19 protein-coding genes, 1 tRNA gene, 2 rRNA genes, 1 other RNA gene and 1 other annotated feature are annotated in these 19,838 nt (G+C 34.8%); of the genes, 16 read left to right on the top strand and 7 right to left on the bottom strand.

The genetic code is table 11. The annotated features are described in order from the left end of the window. Positions 1-29: 29 nt before the first annotated feature. Positions 30-145: ribosomal RNA gene (rrf, locus tag B7R65_RS20265) — 5S ribosomal RNA — on the top strand. A gap of 51 nt (positions 146-196) precedes the next feature. Here the strand turns inward: rrf and B7R65_RS20260 are convergent. Then, positions 197-1,156 (bottom strand): YaaC family protein, encoded by a 960-nt coding sequence (locus tag B7R65_RS20260; RefSeq protein WP_088044630.1) that lies wholly within the window; start codon positions 1,154-1,156, stop codon positions 197-199. 115 nt (positions 1,157-1,271) lie between these two features. Between B7R65_RS20260 and guaB the strand changes: the two genes are divergently transcribed. The 5 genes from guaB to serS all read left to right on the top strand — a co-directional run bounded on the left by guaB (position 1,272) and on the right by serS (position 7,432). After that, entirely contained in the window at positions 1,272-2,735 is a 1,464-nt protein-coding gene (gene guaB / locus B7R65_RS20255; RefSeq protein ID WP_088044629.1) for an IMP dehydrogenase, read from the top strand. 159 nt (positions 2,736-2,894) lie between these two features. Next, complete coding sequence (locus tag B7R65_RS20250; RefSeq protein ID WP_088044631.1) at positions 2,895-4,181, top strand: D-alanyl-D-alanine carboxypeptidase family protein; 1,287 nt, start codon at positions 2,895-2,897, stop codon at positions 4,179-4,181. Positions 4,182-4,310: 129 nt separating this feature from the next. Further along, positions 4,311-5,195 carry a pyridoxal 5'-phosphate synthase lyase subunit PdxS gene (gene pdxS, locus B7R65_RS20245; RefSeq protein WP_088044628.1) on the top strand — a complete coding sequence of 295 codons (885 nt, stop codon included), beginning with the start codon at positions 4,311-4,313 and terminating at the stop codon, positions 5,193-5,195. Between the two features lie 9 nt (positions 5,196-5,204). Continuing rightward, positions 5,205-5,795, top strand: a complete 591-nt coding sequence (pdxT, locus tag B7R65_RS20240) for a pyridoxal 5'-phosphate synthase glutaminase subunit PdxT (RefSeq protein WP_088044627.1) — start codon at positions 5,205-5,207, stop codon at positions 5,793-5,795. Between the two features lie 50 nt (positions 5,796-5,845). Further along, positions 5,846-6,073: a binding site (T-box leader), on the top strand. Between the two features lie 84 nt (positions 6,074-6,157). Next, a complete protein-coding gene (gene serS, locus B7R65_RS20235; protein WP_088044626.1) occupies positions 6,158-7,432 on the top strand; it encodes a serine--tRNA ligase in 1,275 nt (424 codons plus the stop codon). 68 nt (positions 7,433-7,500) lie between these two features. On the opposite strand, the gene cstA is transcribed toward serS, so the two are convergent. The 3 genes from cstA to B7R65_RS20220 form a co-directional block, all read right to left on the bottom strand. Beyond that, positions 7,501-9,294: a carbon starvation protein CstA gene (gene cstA / locus B7R65_RS20230; RefSeq protein WP_088044625.1), complete on the bottom strand. Its 1,794-nt coding sequence runs from the start codon at positions 9,292-9,294 to the stop codon at positions 7,501-7,503. A 130-nt stretch (positions 9,295-9,424) separates the two neighbouring features. Continuing rightward, the gene (locus B7R65_RS20225) at positions 9,425-10,162 is read right to left on the bottom strand and encodes a LytR/AlgR family response regulator transcription factor (protein WP_088044624.1); all 738 of its coding nucleotides are present in this window, start codon (positions 10,160-10,162) and stop codon (positions 9,425-9,427) included. Between the two features lie 3 nt (positions 10,163-10,165). Further along, positions 10,166-11,917 carry a sensor histidine kinase gene (locus B7R65_RS20220; RefSeq protein ID WP_088044623.1) on the bottom strand — a complete coding sequence of 584 codons (1,752 nt, stop codon included), beginning with the start codon at positions 11,915-11,917 and terminating at the stop codon, positions 10,166-10,168. Positions 11,918-12,167: 250 nt separating this feature from the next. Here B7R65_RS20220 and B7R65_RS20215 point away from each other — a divergent pair. Then, positions 12,168-12,260: transfer RNA gene (locus tag B7R65_RS20215), tRNA-Ser, on the top strand. A gap of 163 nt (positions 12,261-12,423) precedes the next feature. Further along, positions 12,424-12,579, top strand: coding sequence for a hypothetical protein (locus B7R65_RS21450; RefSeq protein WP_179194940.1), 156 nt, complete (start codon positions 12,424-12,426; stop codon positions 12,577-12,579). A gap of 185 nt (positions 12,580-12,764) precedes the next feature. Here the strand turns inward: B7R65_RS21450 and B7R65_RS20210 are convergent, their stop codons facing one another. The 3 genes from B7R65_RS20210 to B7R65_RS20200 form a co-directional block, all read right to left on the bottom strand. Then, positions 12,765-13,439 carry a deoxynucleoside kinase gene (locus B7R65_RS20210; protein WP_088044622.1) on the bottom strand — a complete coding sequence of 225 codons (675 nt, stop codon included), beginning with the start codon at positions 13,437-13,439 and terminating at the stop codon, positions 12,765-12,767. Then, positions 13,436-14,077, bottom strand: a complete 642-nt coding sequence (locus B7R65_RS20205; protein ID WP_088044621.1) for a deoxynucleoside kinase — start codon at positions 14,075-14,077, stop codon at positions 13,436-13,438. The genes B7R65_RS20210 and B7R65_RS20205 overlap by 4 nt, the downstream gene beginning before the upstream one ends. A gap of 123 nt (positions 14,078-14,200) precedes the next feature. After that, positions 14,201-14,776, bottom strand: coding sequence for a cysteine hydrolase family protein (locus B7R65_RS20200; RefSeq protein ID WP_088044620.1), 576 nt, complete (start codon positions 14,774-14,776; stop codon positions 14,201-14,203). Positions 14,777-14,855: 79 nt separating this feature from the next. On the opposite strand from B7R65_RS20200, the gene tadA reads away from it, so the two are divergent. From tadA to B7R65_RS20160, 8 genes are all read left to right on the top strand, one after another. Further along, positions 14,856-15,344: a tRNA adenosine(34) deaminase TadA gene (gene tadA, locus B7R65_RS20195; RefSeq protein ID WP_088044619.1), complete on the top strand. Its 489-nt coding sequence runs from the start codon at positions 14,856-14,858 to the stop codon at positions 15,342-15,344. A gap of 70 nt (positions 15,345-15,414) precedes the next feature. Then, positions 15,415-15,679, top strand: an RNA gene (ffs, locus tag B7R65_RS20190) — signal recognition particle sRNA large type. Positions 15,680-16,055: 376 nt separating this feature from the next. Then, the gene (gene dnaX, locus B7R65_RS20185) at positions 16,056-17,744 is read left to right on the top strand and encodes a DNA polymerase III subunit gamma/tau (RefSeq protein ID WP_088044618.1); all 1,689 of its coding nucleotides are present in this window, start codon (positions 16,056-16,058) and stop codon (positions 17,742-17,744) included. A gap of 20 nt (positions 17,745-17,764) precedes the next feature. Then, positions 17,765-18,091: a YbaB/EbfC family nucleoid-associated protein gene (locus B7R65_RS20180; protein WP_088044617.1), complete on the top strand. Its 327-nt coding sequence runs from the start codon at positions 17,765-17,767 to the stop codon at positions 18,089-18,091. Between the two features lie 11 nt (positions 18,092-18,102). After that, positions 18,103-18,699: a recombination mediator RecR gene (gene recR, locus B7R65_RS20175; RefSeq protein ID WP_088044616.1), complete on the top strand. Its 597-nt coding sequence runs from the start codon at positions 18,103-18,105 to the stop codon at positions 18,697-18,699. A 23-nt stretch (positions 18,700-18,722) separates the two neighbouring features. Then, complete coding sequence (locus B7R65_RS20170; protein ID WP_088044615.1) at positions 18,723-18,950, top strand: YaaL family protein; 228 nt, start codon at positions 18,723-18,725, stop codon at positions 18,948-18,950. 128 nt (positions 18,951-19,078) lie between these two features. Continuing rightward, positions 19,079-19,342 (top strand): pro-sigmaK processing inhibitor BofA family protein, encoded by a 264-nt coding sequence (locus B7R65_RS20165; protein WP_179194939.1) that lies wholly within the window; start codon positions 19,079-19,081, stop codon positions 19,340-19,342. A gap of 235 nt (positions 19,343-19,577) precedes the next feature. Next, positions 19,578-19,838 (top strand): 16S ribosomal RNA (locus B7R65_RS20160); the annotation flags it as partial.

Here is a 19,838-nt window from a genome sequence, read left to right as displayed (position 1 = left end):
TATAATAATCAATGTCCCAAGCAAATAAATCAAGTGATGATAGCGAAGAGGTCACACCCGTTCCCATACCGAACACGGCAGTTAAGCTCTTCAGCGTCGATGGTAGTTGGGGGTTTCCCCCTGTGAGAGTAGAACGTCGCCTGGTTAATTGAAAAACATCAGCTTATAGGCTGATGTTTTTTTTTTACGTAATCTTTTATGTAGTTAAGTAACGATGAATTAAAAAAGGAATTTTTTGTTCTGTAGCTGATAAGAATTGATTAATAATTGGATAATCATCTGTTGAATATGTTTGTAAAAGCTCACACCACCAATCCGTTTCATAACGGCAAATCATACTTAAGTTATAGAGAAGTAAATAGTGATAAAGAATTTCCGGTAATAAATCAAGTGACTCTTTTTGTGTTTTTAAATAATAGTTATGATTTATTAAATTAAAATAAAAGGGAGCATTATTTAAAAGTCTATCAGTTTGATTGGTTTTAATTTTTAGTTGTTTTTGATCTTGTTCCATTAGCTCAATATTTAATGAACTTTGTTTAGAGTGAAGAAATGATATAAAACGTTCAGAAGTAAAGTGATAGGAAGATAGGATTTTCTCCGGTATAATAATCGTTTCATTTTCAGTCGTAATTGGAATGAAAAGATTTCCCTTTTTTGTGATTTTGAGTAGCTTACTTAATTCAGGTATCGATTGTAAAAGTTGAAGCATCATAAATTTTTCGCCCTCTAAGTTATGAATATTAAATAATTCTTTTGCTGCATGAGTAAATAAACCACTTTTTTGGATCTTCACTTCATCATCTGAAAATGAATAGCCACTTTTTTTTATTTTCCTAGAAGTTACACCATGAGCTAAAATTGCCGTACTACTAGGATAATTTGGATCGACCGTAAGAATACACGCTTTTATTAATTGAATTAATCCGTAAAATAACAAAGTAGGTTTAACATTTATTTGCGAATGATGTGCTGCCTGAAAATAGCTTTTTCCATGCTCAATATAATATAAAAATGGGTAAGCATTATGAAAAGCTTTCGTTTTTTTATTTATAGAATGAAAACGCTCATATTTTGCTTGAAGATAATTTTTAGAATATTGTGCGGAGCTAAAGTAGCATAGTTCATCCCATACATTAGTATTTGAATATAACATAAGAGAAGGACTCCTTATTAACTGAATATTTAAACATAATTTGACATCCTTGACAGTGTTTTATCCTATTGTTAATCTACTAATAATATTTATACGTGTATAGGGGGGCTTTTTTATGTGGGAATCGAAATTCGTAAAAGAAGGACTTACTTTTGATGATGTATTACTAGTTCCAGCAAAATCTGAAGTACTTCCAAACCAAGTTGACGTAAGTGTTAAGTTAACAGATAAAATTCAGTTAAACATTCCACTAATCAGTGCTGGGATGGACACAGTAACAGAAGCAGATATGGCTATTGCAATGGCGAGACAAGGTGGACTAGGTATTATACACAAAAATATGTCTATCGAAGAACAAGCTGAGCAAGTAGATAAGGTTAAGCGTTCAGAGTCAGGTGTAATCGATGATCCATTTTTCCTAACACCAACTCATAAAGTAGCAGATGCTGAATATTTAATGGGAAAATATCGTATCTCAGGAGTACCAATTGTAGATGATACAGAGAATAGAAAATTAGTTGGTATCCTAACTAACCGTGATTTGCGTTTTATCCAAGATTACTCAATTGTTATTTCTGATGTAATGACAAAAGAAAATCTTGTCACTGCTCCAGTTGGAACTACACTTGCGGAAGCAGAAAAAATTCTTCAAAAACATAAGATTGAAAAGCTACCCCTAGTAAATGACGATGGTACATTAAAAGGTTTAATTACAATTAAGGACATTGAAAAAGTTATTGAGTTTCCAAATTCTGCAAAAGATCAGCAAGGTCGTTTACTTGTAGGTGCAGCAGTTGGCGTAACAAAAGATGCACTTCAACGAGTAGAATTATTAGTTAAAGCTAATGTTGACGTGATCGTAATTGATACGGCACACGGTCACTCTAAAGGTGTAATTGATAAAGTTCAAGAAATTAGAAATAAGTTCCCAGAATTAGCAATCATCGCTGGTAATGTTGCGACTGCTCAAGCTACAAAGGAACTAATTGAAGCTGGAGCAGATATTGTTAAAGTAGGAATTGGGCCAGGTTCAATTTGTACAACTCGTGTTGTTGCAGGAGTTGGTGTACCTCAACTTACAGCAGTTTACGATTGTGCAACTGTTGCTAAAGAATATGGTGTTCCAATTATTGCAGACGGTGGTATAAAATATTCTGGTGATATAGTAAAAGCTCTTGCAGCTGGTGGACATGTTGTTATGTTAGGTAGCATGTTTGCAGGCGTTCAAGAAAGTCCAGGGGAAACAGAAATTTATCAAGGTAGACAATTTAAAGTTTACCGAGGAATGGGTTCTGTCGGGGCGATGGAAAGAGGAAGTAAGGACCGTTACTTCCAAGAAGGTAACAAAAAATTAGTTCCTGAAGGTATTGAAGGACGTGTTCCTTACAAAGGACCATTAGCTGATACAGTTCACCAATTAATTGGAGGAATTCGAGCAGGTATGGGATATTGTGGAACAGCAACCTTAAGAGAATTAAGAGAAAATGCACAATTTATTCGTATGACTGGTGCTGGTTTACGCGAAAGCCATCCACATGATGTACAAATCACAAAAGAATCACCGAATTACTCATCATGATAATTAAAGCATGATCTAATTAGGCAATTACAAGAAATTGTAGTTGCCTATTTTTTGGGAAATAATTATGTTAAAATATACAAAGGTGAAATTAAGAGTGGAGGTAAGAAAGTGATACGAAAGAACATACTAACAAAACTAGTAGTAATAGCACTAGCAATGGCTTTAATCATCCCTGTAAATTTACGACCAGTAGCTGCAGCAGAAGATGTTTTAGGAATTCAGGCAAAAGCAGCAATTTTAGTAGATTCAAATTCTGGAAAAATATTATATGAAAAAAATTCAAGTACTCCTTTACCAATAGCGAGTATGACGAAAATGATGACAGAATTACTTGTGAATGAGGCTGTAAAAAAAGGCGAAATTTCATGGGACCAAAAAGTAACAGTATCTGAGTACGCACATAAAATTTCTCAAAATACTGGTTTATCGAATGTACCGCTTGAATTAGGTGGGAAATATACAGTTAAAGAATTATATGAAGCAGCTGCAATCTATTCTGCAAATGGTGCAACAATTGCTCTTGCAGAAACAATTGGTGGATCCGAGAAAAACTTTGTTCAGTTAATGAATGATAAAGCTACACAATTAGATCTTGGTGAAGTTAAGTTTGTTAACGCAACTGGATTAGTGAATAAAGATTTACAAGGAATGCATCCAGAAGGTACTTCTCCTTCTGATGAAAATATCATGACTGCTAAAGGTGTAGCAAAATTAGCGTATTCGTTAATTAATCAATATCCTGAAGTACTTCAAACTTCTTCAATACCTAAGAAGATATTCCAAGAAGGCGGAAAATACCCAGTTAAAATGGATAACTGGAATTGGATGTTACCAGGGTTAGTTTTTGAATATCAAGGTATGGATGGATTAAAAACTGGTTCAACAGATTCAGCAGGATTCTGTTTTACTGGTACAGCTAAGAGAGATGATCAACGTTATATTTCTGTTGTAATGGGAGCTAATTCATATAATTCACGTTTTAGTGAAACAGCAAAGTTAATGGATTATGGTTTCAGTAATTTTGAAAAAATTACATTAGTAGAAAAAGGCCAAACTGTAAAGGGACATAAAACAGTTAAAGTAGTAAAAGGTAAAGATAAAGAAGTAAATGTTGTTGCTAAAGATACAGTTTCATTAGCAGTAAAACGCGGAGAAGGTAAAAATTATAAAGCAGATATTAAATTATCTGGGAAATATATCGATAAAGATGGCAATATTGTTGCTCCAATTAAAAAAGGTGCAAATGTAGGCCAAATTGTTATAAAATCATCAAAAAATGATGATCTTGGTTTTATTACTGGAAAAGATCATTCTTATGATTTAGTGGCTGATAAAAATGTTGATAAAGCTAATTGGTTAGTTTTAACATTTAGAGGAATCGGTTCATTCTTTGGAAACTTATGGGATAGTATCGTTAGTGGGATCAGTGGTTTATTTAAATAATTTTAAATAAATTTATCTTCAATTGTGAAGTTACCGTTTTTTCAGTAAAATAATAGTTAGGTAACTTCAATTGGGGAGAAAGTATATTAATGGTTACCAAGTGAGTTTTAATAATGGAGGGGTAAGACAATGAATATAACAGGAACAGATCGTGTAAAACGTGGCATGGCAGAAATGCAAAAAGGCGGCGTTATTATGGACGTAGTAAATGCTGAGCAAGCTAAAATAGCAGAAGCTGCTGGAGCAGTAGCAGTAATGGCTTTAGAGAAAGTACCATCTGATATTCGTGCAGCTGGTGGAGTAGCTCGTATGGCTGATACAAGTATTACTGAAGAAATTTTAAACGCTGTAAGTATTCCTGTAATGGCTAAAGCTCGTATTGGGCATATCGTAGAAGCTCGCGTGTTAGAAGCAATGGGAGTAGATTACATTGATGAGAGTGAAGTATTATCTCCAGCAGATGATATTTTCCACATTAATAAAACTGATTACACTGTTCCTTTCGTTTGTGGTTGCCGTAACCTAGGTGAAGCGCTTCGTCGTATTGGTGAAGGTGCATCAATGCTACGTACTAAAGGTGAACCTGGAACAGGAAATATTGTTGAAGCTGTTCGTCACTTACGCCAAATTAATGGAGAAATCCGTAAAGTGGTTGGATTATCACTTGATGAGTTAATGGTTGAAGCGAAAAACCTTGGAGCTCCATATGAATTATTACTTCAAATTAAAGAACTTGGCCGTTTACCTGTTGTTAACTTTGCAGCTGGTGGTGTAGCAACACCTGCAGATGCAGCTTTAATGATGGAATTAGGTGCTGATGGTGTATTCGTAGGTTCTGGTATCTTTAAATCGGAAAACCCAGAGAAATTTGCAAGTGCAATTGTACAAGCTACTACTCACTATCAAGATTATGAATTAATTGCAAACCTTTCTAAAAACTTAGGACCAGCTATGAAAGGTATCGATATGAGACAACTTGCTGCAGCTGACCGTATGCAAGACCGTAGCATTTAAGTTGGTGAAATTATGAAAATAGGTGTATTAGCATTACAAGGGGCAGTTCAAGAACATATAAATGCTATTAAAGCATGTGGTGCTGAAGCTGTTATCGTTAAGCGTGAAGAACACTTAGAAGGTTTAGATGGAATAGTGTTACCTGGCGGAGAAAGTACGGCTATGCGTAAGTTACTTGATCACATAGGGTTATTACAACCTCTTAAAGAGAAAATCGAAAATGGTTTACCAGCGTTCGGTACTTGTGCAGGTATGATTTTGCTCTCAAAAGAAATTGCAAATGATGATTCTGTACACATTGGTGTAATGGATATGGTAGCAGAACGAAATGCTTTTGGAAGACAAGTGGATAGTTTTGAAGTAAATATTCCAATTAAAGGGGTATGTGAAGACTTTCCAGCTGTATTTATTAGAGCACCGTTTATTCGATCGGTATCAGGTGATGCAGAAGTAATCGCTATGCATGATGGCAATATCGTAGCAGTAAGACAGAATCATCTGTTAGCTGCATCTTTCCACCCAGAATTAACGAACGATTACCGTTTAATGAATTACTTTGTAGAGATAGTTAAAGAAAAAATTGCAAATTTAAGTATGTAGCTATTGAAAAAAGTAAAAGCTTATAGTAAATTATAATATAATTTAAATTGTTTAAAGCGATGATAGAAAATAGTAACAAGTTATTTTATTTTTAGAGAGTCGGTGGGTGGTGAAAACCGATAATAAAGTCTTGTGAATCCATTCTTGAGCGGGTTATGGAATACTTATTAAGTTAGTAATTAACCTCGGTTATATAGTCCGTTAACTATACTAAGGTGGAAGAATTATGATTTAATTCTTCAATTAGGGTGGCAACGCGGGTAGCTCTCGTCCCTTTATAGGGATGAGGGCTTTTTGTATTGTTTTTTAAAATATCCTTTAGACAATGAGAGTAATATTATTAAAAAATGGGAGGAATAAACATGTTAGATATTAAGTTATTACGTAGTAATTTTGAAGATGTAAAAGCTAAACTTCAGTTACGTGGTGGAGATGTTAGTTACATTGAAAAGTTTGAAGACTTAGATCTAAAACGTCGTGAATTACTTGTTGAAACGGAAAGCTTAAAGAGCCGTCGTAATGAAGTAAGTCAGGAAATTAGCGTTCTTAAAAGAGAGAAAAAGGATGCTGAAGCATTAATTGTTGAAATGCGTGAAGTAGGAGACAAAATCAAAGTTTTAGATGATGAGGTTAGAGAATTAGAAGAGCAGTTAGATGCAATTCTATTTACAGTTCCTAACCTAGTAAGTGATTCAGTACCAGAGGGATTAACGGAAGAAGACAATGTTGAAATTCGTAGAATAGGGGAAGTTCGTACATTTGAATTTGAACCGAAGCCACATTGGGATTTAGGTGTTGATTTAGATATTTTAGACTTCGAACGCGGTGCTAAAGTTACTGGTAGCCGTTTTACTTTTTATAAAGGATTAGGAGCTAAACTTGAGCGTGCGTTAATCAGTTTTATGTTAGATCTTCATACTGAAGAACATGGTTATACAGAGATGCTTCCTCCAAACCTTGTCAATCGTTCAAGCATGATTGGTACTGGTCAATTACCAAAATTTGAAGAAGATGCGTTCCGCATTGAGAAGGAAGATTTCTTCTTAGTACCAACAGCGGAGGTGCCTGTTACTAATTACCATCGTGATGAAATTCTAGATGGATCACAATTACCGATTGCTTATACTGCTTATAGCGCATGCTTCCGTTCTGAAGCCGGTTCAGCTGGTCGTGATACAAGAGGATTAATTCGTCAGCACCAATTTAATAAAGTAGAACTAGTACGTTTTGTAAAACCTGAAGATTCTTATATTGAACTTGAAAAATTAACAGCACATGCTGAAAAGGTTCTTCAATTATTACAATTACCTTACCGAGTAATTACTTTATGTGCAGGTGATATTGGTTTCTCTTCTGCGAAAACATATGATATCGAAGTATGGTTACCTAGCTATAATGCATATAAAGAAATCTCTTCTTGCAGTAATTTTGAAGGTTTCCAAGCTAGACGTGCAAATATCCGCTTCCGTCGTGAGCCAAAAGGAAAACCAGAATTTGTTCATACGTTAAATGGATCTGGTCTTGCGATTGGTCGAACAGTTTCTGCTATATTAGAGAACTATCAACAGGAAGATGGATCTATTATTATTCCAGAAGTTCTTCGTCCATATATGGGTGGAAAAGAAGTTATTAAATAAATCTATTTTACAGTATAAAAAAGCAGGCAAATACGAGAATTAAGTTCTCGTTTTACCTGCTTTTTTAATTAGAAGGATTTAATATCTAATTTATATTGAGGTGTATTCCACATTTTCGTCCATTTTTTTATGGCTGAAATTAAGATAATTAAACCTAGCATTAACATAATGATTGATAAAACTGCATTTAACATACTATATCCAGCAGCCTGTTCATTTAGATAAACATTCTTTACCATCCAATAACCAGCATAATTTACTGTCACGAATAGATAGGCTAATGGAACAAGACATGTAAGCATATACCATCGTTTATCAGCTATCTTTAAAATAACAGTTGCTCCAATAATCAAACCTATAGAGGCCATTAATTGGTTTGATACACCAAAGAGGGCCCATATTGATCCGATATCACCAGAGAATAAGAGATAGCCCCACATAAAGCAAGCTAGTGCACTTGCGAAAATAGAACCAGGAAGCCAATCCGTTCTCTTCAATGGTTTGTAATATTCACCAAAGAAGTCTTGAATCAAATAGCGAGCTACACGCGTGCCTGCATCAATTGCCGTTAAAATAAATACTGCTTCAAACATGACAACAAATTGGAAGAAATATGATGATAAATGGCTAAACCAAGGTATTGATGTGAAAATATATGTCATGCCGACAGCCAAAGTAACTGCACCGCCCGTACGACCTTCTAAATTCAAACCAATTTCACGACTAAGTTCAGGTAGATGTACAACATTCATTCCCAGTGTTTTAAACACCTCAGGAGCAGAGTTAATTGCAAAATAATCGGCAGGTTGTAGAGCAGTAGCAGCGATTAAGGCCATTATTCCCACTAAGCATTCAACCAACATTGCTCCAAATCCAACCACCTTTATATCACTCCATCGATCAAGCATTTTAGGAGTAGTACCGGATCCCACGAAAGCATGGAAACCTGAAATAGCACCACATGCAATTGTAATGGAAATAAACGGCCATACAGGACCTGCTAGAATTGGACCGCCTCCATTAACGAATTTCGTAACAGAAGGAAACTCGATAGCTGGATTTATTATGAATACGCCAATAATTAATGCAATAAATACACCAATTTTCATAAAGCTACTTAAATAATCTCGAGGTGCTAGTAGTAGCCATACAGGTAGTGCTGCTGCAAAAAATGCATAAATTGGTAGGATAATAGCTAAAGTTTTCGTATCAAAAGTTAGAAAGTCCCCAATAGCAGTTTCTTGAATTGTAGGACCTATAAAAACTCCAATCATTAGTAGAATAAATCCAATGCTAGATGCTAGCTTTAAATTTCCTGTTTTCTTATAAAAAATTCCAACCCCCATTGCGATAGGGATCGTGATACCAACGGCGAATGTTCCCCATGGATTGTTTTCAAGAGCATGAAGTACCACCATCGAGAGACCAGCCATTGTAATCGTTATAATAAATAGCATTGCAAGTCCTGTGCAGAAGCCTGCAACTGGTCCTAACTCATCTTTTGCTACTTCTGATAAAGACTTTCCTTTTTTCCTCATAGAGGCATATAAGACAACAATATCATGTACTGCTCCTCCGATAACAGCACCGATTAAAAGCCAAAGTAATCCTGGAAGGTATCCAAACTGTGCTGCTAAAATTGGTCCAACAAGTGGTCCCGCAGCAGCAATTGCCGCGAAATGATGGCCGAATGAGACCCATTTGTTTGTAGGAACATAATCTTTTCCATCATTTAGTTCATGAGCTGGTGTAGCTTTAGAGTCATCTAACTTCAATACTTTTACAGTCATGAATGTTCCATATAATCGATAAGCTATCATTAAAATACACATTGAAGCAATAACAATTGTAACCGCATTCATTTTTACCGAAACCTCCCCTGTGTGTTTGTACATACTTATATTACTTTATGAAAAAGCAAACATATTCTTTTCAATTTGAATTGCAAGAATATCAGGTTGAGTAGCAATAAACGGGAATTGAAATACAAGCTTACAAGTGGAATAATTGCTTAAGTTCCTTTGTATAGGTCCTACTAACAGGTACCTTTTCTCCATCTTCCATTATTAGATTATAGGTAGAGTGGAACCAAGGTTGGATTTCAACAATCTTATCAAAATTTACGATGTAGCTTCGGTGTACTCGTATAAATGATGAATCTTGTAGCTTCCGTTCGATATTTATTAATGGTTCATTAATTCGGAAAGTTTGTTTATCTGTCACAACGCTTGTAGTTCCATCAAGTGTGTAAATGTAGTGAATTTCATCAAACGTAGTCAAAATGATTCGCTCATCAACCGTAATAGCTAGCTTGTCTTGTTTCAAAAAGCGTTTTTGTTTATTTTGAAGAGGTATGTTAACCGAATGGTTTGTGAATTTTAATAATTTTTTTACAGTCATTAAAACTCTCTCTTCATCAAAAGGTTTTAATAAGTAATCAACGGCCTGTAATTCAAATGCATTTAACGCATATTCATCAAAAGCTGTTGCAAACACTATTGCAGGCAGGTTTTCAAATTCCTGTATTTTTTGTGCTATTTCTAAACCACTTTCATCAGCTAACTGAATATCTAAAAAGACAACATCGATTTCTTTCGTACGAATTAGTCCCATTGTGCTTTCAATAGAATCAACTTCGCCGATAATATCAACTTCTCTACTTCTTTTCAAAAGATATACAAGTTCGTCTCTAGCTAGCGGTTCATCGTCAACAATTAGAGCTTTTAACAAGTTTTATCCCTCCAATCTTTCCATATTTAACGGGAGTGTTATATAGACTTTTGTGCCAAGTCCAAGTTCAGATTCAATTTTGAAGAGTTCTTCATGTCCATAAATTTCTTCTATTCGTTTTTTTATATTCCATAACGCAGTTCCAGTTCCTTCTTTTGACTGAACTGTTTCATTCCCAATGGTCTTAAGTAAATTAGAGGGGATTCCAATTCCGTTATCCATTGTTAAAAGGATCATATTACCTTCTTCTTCATATACCCGGACAATAATGTTCAATGTTTTCTCTTTTGAACGTGCATGTCTAATTGCATTTTCAACAAGAGGCTGAAGAGTAAAAGGAGGTATTTGTATACTTTTTAATCTAGGCTCAATATCAAAGTCAACACTGAATCTATTTGGAAAACGTGTTTGTTCTAATATTAAGTATGCTTCTACGTGCTCTAATTCTTTTTCCAAAGGTACGAGTGTTTGTCTTGCACCCTGTAAATTATTTCGAAAGAAAGTACTAAGATGAATTAGTAATTTTCGTGCTTTATCAGAATCCGTTCGAATTAGACTAGAAATTGTATTAATAGAATTAAATAAAAAGTGGGGATGTATTTGTGCTTGTAAAGCTTTAATCTCTGCATCCTTAAGTAATTTCCTTTGTAGCTCTGCTTCCGCAAGCTCTAATTGTGTTGAAAAAAGTTTAGATAACCCTTCAGCAAGTTCTTGTTCAACTTGATCTAGTTTATTTGGGTTCCTATAATATAGTTTTAATGAACCAACTGTTTTGTTTAATGCTTTTAATGGGAGAACAATTGCAGCTTGTAGAGGACAATCATCATGATAGCACTGAATCTCTTCCTTGGAGTTAGCTAAGATTATTTCACCTTGCAAAAGTGCTTTTTTTGTTAAATTTGTCGCTACACTTTGCAATGGTTTATGATGATCGGATCCAGCTCCAATATGTGCAAGTATCTGTGTATGGTCTGTAATTGAGATTGCATCTGCATTTGTTAATCGATAAATAATTTTTGAAACCTCGCCACTAGAATGAATTGATAAACCTTGTCTAAAAAATGGCAGGGTTTGCTGAGCGATATACAATGCTTTATTGGTTTGCAATGCCCTCGTACGCTCTTCCTCTTGTAATATTGTTTGAATGATTAATATGAAGATCAGTGTACCAAATCCGTTAATCGCAATCATAGGTATAGCAATTATTTCTACTAAATGAAGAGCGGCCTCAAAAGGTTTAGCGATTAGTAAAATAATCCCCATTTGAATGCATTCCATAATAATTCCAATTGCTACAGCACGCCAAGGTGTTTTGTTTTTCTGAATACTATATTTTTTGCCGAGAAATCCCGTGATAATTCCTGCTACAATTGTTGATATTGCACATGGAAAAGCTGTGAAACCGCCTAATGTTAGTCTATGTAACCCGGCTATTAAACCAACACCTAAACCAACAACAGGACCTCCAAGTAATCCGCCTATGGCGACACCCATAATTCTTGTATTGGCTATAGCGTTGTTACTCGCTACATTAAAATGCCATTCTTGGGACAGAATAACTTCCCGATAGATGTGAACGCCAGTGTAATTACTAATTACACCAAAAACACCGAATATAGCAATCAGTAGAAATTTTCCTTTTATAGAATGTTCATTATGAATGATCTGTCGAAATGATTTCATCCTTGAAAGTAAAAAAGCTAGTATAACAAGGATACCAACCCTTTCTAACATTAAGGGTAGTAATTCTATCAAATTTTTCTCCCACCTTGCATATTAATATCTAAATATTTAAATACTTATTACTATTATAAATACTAGGTATTATTTTTGTATAACAAAATACAGTTAAAATGAATTGTTGAATCTATTTTTATAATTCCTTTCATAAGGGCCATAATAAATAAGGGAATAGGGCAAAAAAATACTTGAAAAATATAAAAAAAATTTCAGAAATATACTTGACCACATTTTTTTGATATGCTATTATAAATCTTGTCAAAACGGAGTAATACCCAAGTCTGGCTGAAGGGATCGGTCTTGAAAACCGACAGGGGTGTAACAGCCCGCGGGGGTTCGAATCCCTCTTACTCCTCCATTTTTGATTTTTAACGGAGCGCATATATATTTGGAGATTGTCAACTCGTTACATTTATGTAACGGGTTTTTTGTTTGGATAAATATTAATGAACATAGATAGGCAATTGTACATATCTTATTAGTGTCTGAGATAGAATACAGGGAGTTAGGGAGCGAGGAGTATGAACCAGGAGCAACAAACTTCAGAAGACTTTGCTTTATTGATTGGTAGGTTATTTACTTTAGGTGGTTCGGTATTGTTTTTTATTGGATCCTTAATCGCGGCAGCTATTGCATATGATGTTTATAAAAGAGATATAAGCCAGATAAATGGATAATAAAGTAAAAAGCTGATTACTTGTAATTAAAAACAAGTAATCAGCTTTTCTTTTATGGTATGTCTAGTTCCAGGCGTTAGCCCCTCGAGGTCATAAGCCAAAGCTCGCCAAAGGTAAACCCCAACCTTTATCGTTCTTAGTCTTATGCTTGTCGGGGCTGGGCAAACGCCTTCCACTTTTCTTATTTATCTAGATTTCATATATTTTTGTGAGTGGTTTAATAAATTCCCAATTTTTTTAACGATCTCTTCTACAGATGATCCATTTTTGATTAGGTCATATTCACTTATACTTAAGCGAAGGACAGGACATGCATTAAAGTTATTGATCCAGTTTTCGTAACGTGTATTCATTTCTTTCCAATATTCGATTGGCGTTTGTTGCTCCATTGGGCGCCCGCGTTCTTTAATACGCTCAACAACTTCATCAAATGTACCTTCAAGGTAGATTAATAAATCTGGTGCAGGGAAATATGGTGACATAACCATTGCATCAAATAAGCTAGTGTACGTTTCATAATCAACATCACTCATTGTACCTTTTTCGTAGTGCATTTTTGCGAAAATGCCTGTATCTTCATAAATCGAACGATCTTGGATAAATCCTCCACCATATTCGAACATTCTCTTTTGTTCTTTAAAACGTTCTGCTAAGAAGTAAATTTGCAAATGAAAGCTCCAACGAGCAAAGTCTTGATAAAATTTATCTAAATAAGGATTAGTATCTACTTTTTCAAATGATGTACGAAAGTTTAATGCTTCCGCCAAGGCATTTGTCATTGTAGATTTACCAACACCTACCGTTCCTGCAATTGTTATAACAGCGTCATTTCGTATTCCATATTTTTCGCGCAAATTCATATGCTTCTTAGCTCCTTTTGTAAGGTGTTTTCTAATTTATCAAGTATCATCGCTAAATCTCTAGGATTATTTACGAAATCAATTTGATCCCCATCAAATTTTAGGACTGGGATCTCTGGATGTTTCAACTGAAACTCCTTCATGTGTATCTCGTAATCTTCTATTAATTGGATTAAGTACTGATCCTCAATTAATTGTTCAAATTCTCTACCTCGAACTTCAATGCGTTTTTGTAGAGTTTCAAGACTTGCCGTTAAGTAAACGATGACATTAGGTTTTGGCATGTCTTCAGTTAAAATCTGATATATTTTTAAGTATTTATCATGCTGTTGGTCTTTTAATGTTCTGCTAGCAAAAATTAAATTCTTAAGGATATGGTAATCTGCAACAACTGGTATCGATTTTTTTAGAAAATCACGATCTATGTCTTCTAATTGCTTAAATCGATTACAAAGGAAAAACATTTCTGTTTGGAAGCTCCATTCCTCAATGTCTGTATAAAACTTACCTAAGAATGGATTTTCATCAACGATTTCTTTCAATAATTCATATTGAAAGTGCTCAGATATAGCTTTGGATAGAGATGTTTTTCCGACACCTATAGGTCCTTCTACTGTTATAAAAGGTACATGTATCATCTCTTGTCCTCCTTACTAGTCAAATTCCGTATCATACGCTAAAACATACAGAAACTATTTTAACATACTGCGGACAGGCGGAATACAATTTTAAAAAATTTCCAATTATGTATGACAATTTCATTATAATTTATTAATTATCTTTTTTATTTCCTCAGAAAGAACTACTTCTGCATTTAAAATATCTTTCATCATATAGATTGAAATTTTTTCATCATAATCCGTAACAGACGAAATTGCATCGTAAGGTATAATTAGTTTATAATCGCGCATAAAAGCATCGTTTGCTGTAAATAAAACACAACGATTACCAGCAACACCTATTATGAATAAGTGTGTAACATTTAATTCCTTTAGTAGACCGTCGAGTTTTGTCTTATAAAAGCCAGAATAATTAGGTTTAAAGATAAACCAGTCATGTTCTGATGGCATTACTTGTTTTATGACAGAATAACTTAATGGATTTAGACAATGATTAATCAGTTTTTCAGGAGTAGGATTATTAATTTTATAATGATCATTTATATAAATGATGGGAAGTTTTCTGTCTACAAATAGTTTCCGTAGTAATTTAATATTTGGAATCATTTTTAATGTTTTTTCAGCTAGAACACACCCATGTTTAAATGAAAAAGAATTAATTAAATCTACAATTAATAAAGCAGGCTTGGTTTCACTTTTATGATTTAAAGAATTCATTTTACGTCACCCCAATCTATGATTAGTTTATCTACTGATAAAAAGAATATTTGTTTGTTATTGAAATAAAGAGGTGTAAATGTTGAATAAAGATGAGTTTTATATGAAGATGGCGATTGAAGAAGCTTTAAAGGCCGAAAAGATAGGTGAAGTGCCCATTGGGGCCGTTATCGTTTATAAAGATGAAGTAATAGCTCGTAGTTATAATGTAAGGGAAACGAAGCAAACCGCATTAGGCCATGCAGAAATTAGTGCAATAGAAGAAGCTTGCAAAGTAATTGATTCGTGGAGGCTGGAAGAAACGACATTATATGTAACACTTGAACCGTGTCCTATGTGTGCAGGGGCGATTATTCAATCAAGAATTCCTAGAGTGGTTTTCGGTGCGAAAGATCCGAAAGCTGGATGTGGGGGATCTATTTATAATTTGTTACAGGAAGACAGATTTAATCATCGTTGCGAAGTAGAATCAGGAATTCAAGAGGAAGAATGTAGTAATTTATTAACGAATTTCTTTAGAGATTTAAGGGCGAAGAAGAAAAAATTACCTGTTGAGGACAAACATTGATTTTTTGAAGAGGTTCGTATATACTTTAAATACCGCTTCAAACAGCGGGATAAAATAGGTTGTAACTTTGCCGTGCTAGGTGGGGAGGTAGCGGTGCCCTGTACTCGCAATCCGCTCTAGCGAGACTGAATTCCACTCCGAGGTGTATCTATTTCAGGGTCTGCCTTAAATAAGTGGTGTTGACGTCTGGGTCCTACGCAACGAGAACTCACGAACCTTGTCAGGTCCGGAAGGAAGCAGCAATAAGTGAGCCCTCTCGTGTGCCGTAGGGGTGCCTGGGCCGAGCTAACTGTTTAAGTAACGCTTGGGGTAGTGCATCGACGAGTGGTGCACGGCAGTAACTTTATAAAAACTCACTCAATCTTGAGTGAGTTTTTTTGTACGTTAAGAAAGTATAAATTGCCTTCAAGGATGAGTAATCGACTGAATGCCAATTATAGAAATTAAGTATAAGTTCAACTTCATATTCTAAAAGGCTGATCATAAGGTGAGTTTACTTTATACGTTAAAGAATTAATAAATTGGCAGCGAAGAAGAGTTCTCGACCTATAACCTATCTGTCAAATCTGAATTAAGTATAAACGCAACTACGCCTATGTTTTCACCTAGAGGCTCGCTAATCCGAGTTTACTTCATTTTCTTTAAAAAATTTTCCATCAAATCAATACATAGGGTATAATAATGATGACTTTGTAAGAAGGAGGAAACCAATTGACTTATCAAGCCTTATATCGTTTGTGGAGACCCCAACAATTTAAAGATGTTGTAGGTCAAAATCATATAATACGAACGTTACAAAACTCCCTTCTTCAGCAAAAAGTATCTCACGCATATTTGTTCACAGGACCTAGAGGAACTGGTAAAACAAGTACGGCTAAAATCTTTGCAAAAGCTTTGAATTGTGAACATGCTCCTACAAACGAACCGTGTAATGAGTGTTCAGTTTGTAAAGGAATTACAGATGGCTCAATTTCTGATGTTATTGAAATCGATGCAGCATCTAATAATGGAGTAGATGAAATACGTGATATCCGAGAAAAGGTAAAATACGCTCCCTCTGTTGGGAAGTATAAAGTATACATAATAGATGAAGTCCATATGTTATCAATTGGAGCTTTTAATGCATTATTAAAAACATTAGAAGAGCCTCCAGGGCATGTAATCTTTATCTTAGCTACAACGGAGCCGCACAAAATACCATTAACCATACTTTCGAGATGCCAGCGCTTCGATTTTCATAAAATAAGTGCTCAAACAATTTCAGATCGTTTATCAGTTGTATTAAATCACCAGCAAATTGAAATTGATCCTGAAGCGTTAATGATGTTATCCCGTGCAGCAGAAGGTGGAATGAGGGATGCTTTAAGTATTCTTGATCAGGCCATCTCATACTGTGATCATTTCATTGCATTAGATGATGTATTAGCTGTTACCGGAACGGTTGCTCAAGAACGTTTAATCTCCATCGTTTCAGCAATAATAAACGGTAATGTATCTGCTTGTTTGACAAATATCGAGGAACTTTTAAACCAAGGGAAAGATCCTGTTCGTTTTATTGAAGATTTAACAGTTTATTATCGAGATATTTTATTATATAGACATTCACCAAATACTGTTGAATTACTTGAAAGAGCAACAGTGAGTGAACAATTTAAAGAAATTTGTGAGTCTTACGATGATGAATTAATATATCAAATCATTGCTTCACTTAGTAAAAGCCAACAAGAGATGAAGTGGACAAATCACCCAAGAGTTTTACTCGAAGTAGCCGTTGTTCAACTTTGTCAAAAAGCTTCTGTAAATAAAGTAGGACAAAAATCAGAAGAACTTACAGCTTTACTAAATAAAATTAATCATCTAGAAAAAGAAATAAATCATTTAAAAGAAAATGGAATCGCAGTAAATAGTTCAAATAATAACGAAACAACTAGTACAAGACCGAGATCAACAACAACACGTTCAAAAGTGCCTAACAGTTTAGTCCAAAGTGTTCTTCGAGCAGCTTCAAAACAAGAAAAGAACAAGGTATTAGCAGTGTGGCCGACACTACAGGATCAGTTAAGATATCAAAATAAAGTCTCTACAGCTACATTAGTATCGTATGGTGAAGTTGTTGCAGCCTCTTCGGAACAATGTATAGTTGCTTTTAAATCTGAGACTATTTGTGATTTAATAAATAATAATGGTGAACAAGAACATTTAACGACCATTAATCAAACATTGTCTACTTTATTAGGGGCAGAAATGAGTATGTTAGCAATTCCCGAGGAAGATTGGAAATCAACTAGGGATTCTTATTTAAATCAATCGAAACAACAAGAATCTTCTAATGAAGTATCACCACTTGTTCAAGAAGCAATTAATCTTGTTGGAGAAGATTTAGTAATTATTAAAGACTAAATATATTGGAGGAACTTAAAATGATGCGTGGCGGAATGGGCAATATGAATAATATGATGAAACAAATGCAAAAAATGCAAAAACAAATGGAAGAAGCACAGAATGAATTAAATGCACGTACATTTGTTGGTACTGCAGGTGGCGGTATGGTAACTGTTACAGCAAACGGATTAAAACAAATAGTAGAAGTAAATATTAAAGAAGAAGTTGTTGATCCAGAAGATATCGAAATGTTACAAGATTTAGTTTTAACTGCTACAAATGATGCGATTAAACAAATCGAAGATGCTACGGCAAAAACAATGGGCCAATTTACTAAAGGAATGAATATTCCAGGATTGTTTTAGGAGCTGCGACTATGCATTATCCTGAGCCGATATCCAAATTAATAGATAGCTTTATGAAATTGCCAGGGGTTGGTCCCAAGACGGCCGTACGTCTGGCGTTTTTTATGTTAGAGATGAAGCAAGATGATGTATTAGATTTTGCGAAATCGATGATTGATGCAAAACGAAAGCTACTTTATTGTACGCAATGTGGTCATATTACTGATACTGACCCTTGTTACATTTGTGGTGATCATCATAGAGATCGAACAACAATTTGTGTTGTTCAAGATACTAAAGATGTAATAGCTATGGAAAAAATGAGAGAATACCAAGGTTTATATCATGTACTTCATGGAGCGATTTCTCCAATGGAAGGTGTAGGGCCTGAAGATATTAAAATTATGGAGCTTTTAAGTAGGCTGAAAGATGATGAAGTTCAAGAGATTATTTTAGCGACAAATCCTAATATTGAGGGTGAAGCGACTGCTATGTATATTTCAAGGCTATTAAAATCTACGGGTATTAAAATTACTCGTATCGCACACGGTCTTCCTGTCGGAGGGGATTTGGAATATGCAGATGAAGTCACACTTTCAAAGGCTCTTGAGGGTAGAAGAGAGTTATAGAAATTGATTAATGGAGAGAGACCATGGTTTTTTTTCGAAAAAAAGGAAAGCTTCGCAAAGATTTTGATGAAAAACTAGTTAACAAACTACATGATTATAAAGAGATTTACTTAAATCAAGTAGAGCTAGTAGAAAGAAGTGTAGATCCACCAGAGGATTTATTGATTCATGTTAAGCTTTATCAAGCAAAGTATTATTTTTTGCTAAAAGAGGCGAAAGCTCGTAACGTACTTATTACAAAAATGAAATAATTAAAAGAGTTTATTGCGTCTGCAATAAGCTCTTTATTAAATTTATAGAATTTATTGGCATTGAAAATAAACTCCGCTCATACAATTTTAGTACAAGGTGTACAAGTTATATGAGGGGAGTTTTTGTTTTGAACAGTGTTATTATGATTTCAGTTGTATTATTTGTTGTTTTATTTTTATTGTTAGTAGGAATGCCAGTTAAAACAGTTAAAGTTATAAGTAAGTATGTACTAAGGGGCATTGTGTGTATCATGCTTGTATTTCTTTTGAATTATGTTTTAGCGTCGAACAATTTTCATATTCCGATAAATGCAGCGACATGTTTATCTGTTAGTATTCTAGGTATTCCAGGTGTTGTAGCCTTGAGTGTGATCGGAATCTACCTTGTCTAAAATTTTTTTAAACAAATTACCATAAATGTATTGACCTATTAAACTAAGGGTGGTATATTTATAAACGTCGCTGATGGCGGTAACTTAAAAACGAAAAATATTTATTGACAGTTTTTGTCGAGTATGTTATGATTTATAAGTTGTTAAATTAAATGATGATCTTTGAAAACTAAACAAAACATGAAGTAAAACGTCAATTATTAGTTTTAGAGCAAAACAAGATTTAAACTTAACTATTATGGAGAGTTTGATCCTGGCTCAGGACGAACGCTGGCGGCGTGCCTAATACATGCAAGTCGAGCGGACTTGTAGGAGCTTGCTCCTGCAGGTTAGCGGCGGACGGGTGAGTAACACGTGGGCAACCTACCTATAAGACTGGGATAACTTCGGGAAACCGGAGCTAATACCGGATGACACAAAGGAACTCCTGTTCCTTTGTTGAAAGATGGCTTCGGCTATCACTTATAGATGGGCCCGCGGCGCATTAGCTAGTTGG

It is taken from the genome of Bacillus sp. EAC (genome assembly GCF_002156875.1).
In the GTDB taxonomy this organism is placed as follows: Bacteria; Bacillota; Bacilli; order Bacillales; family Bacillaceae_G; genus Gottfriedia.
This window is presented reverse-complemented; position numbering and strand designations above follow the sequence as displayed.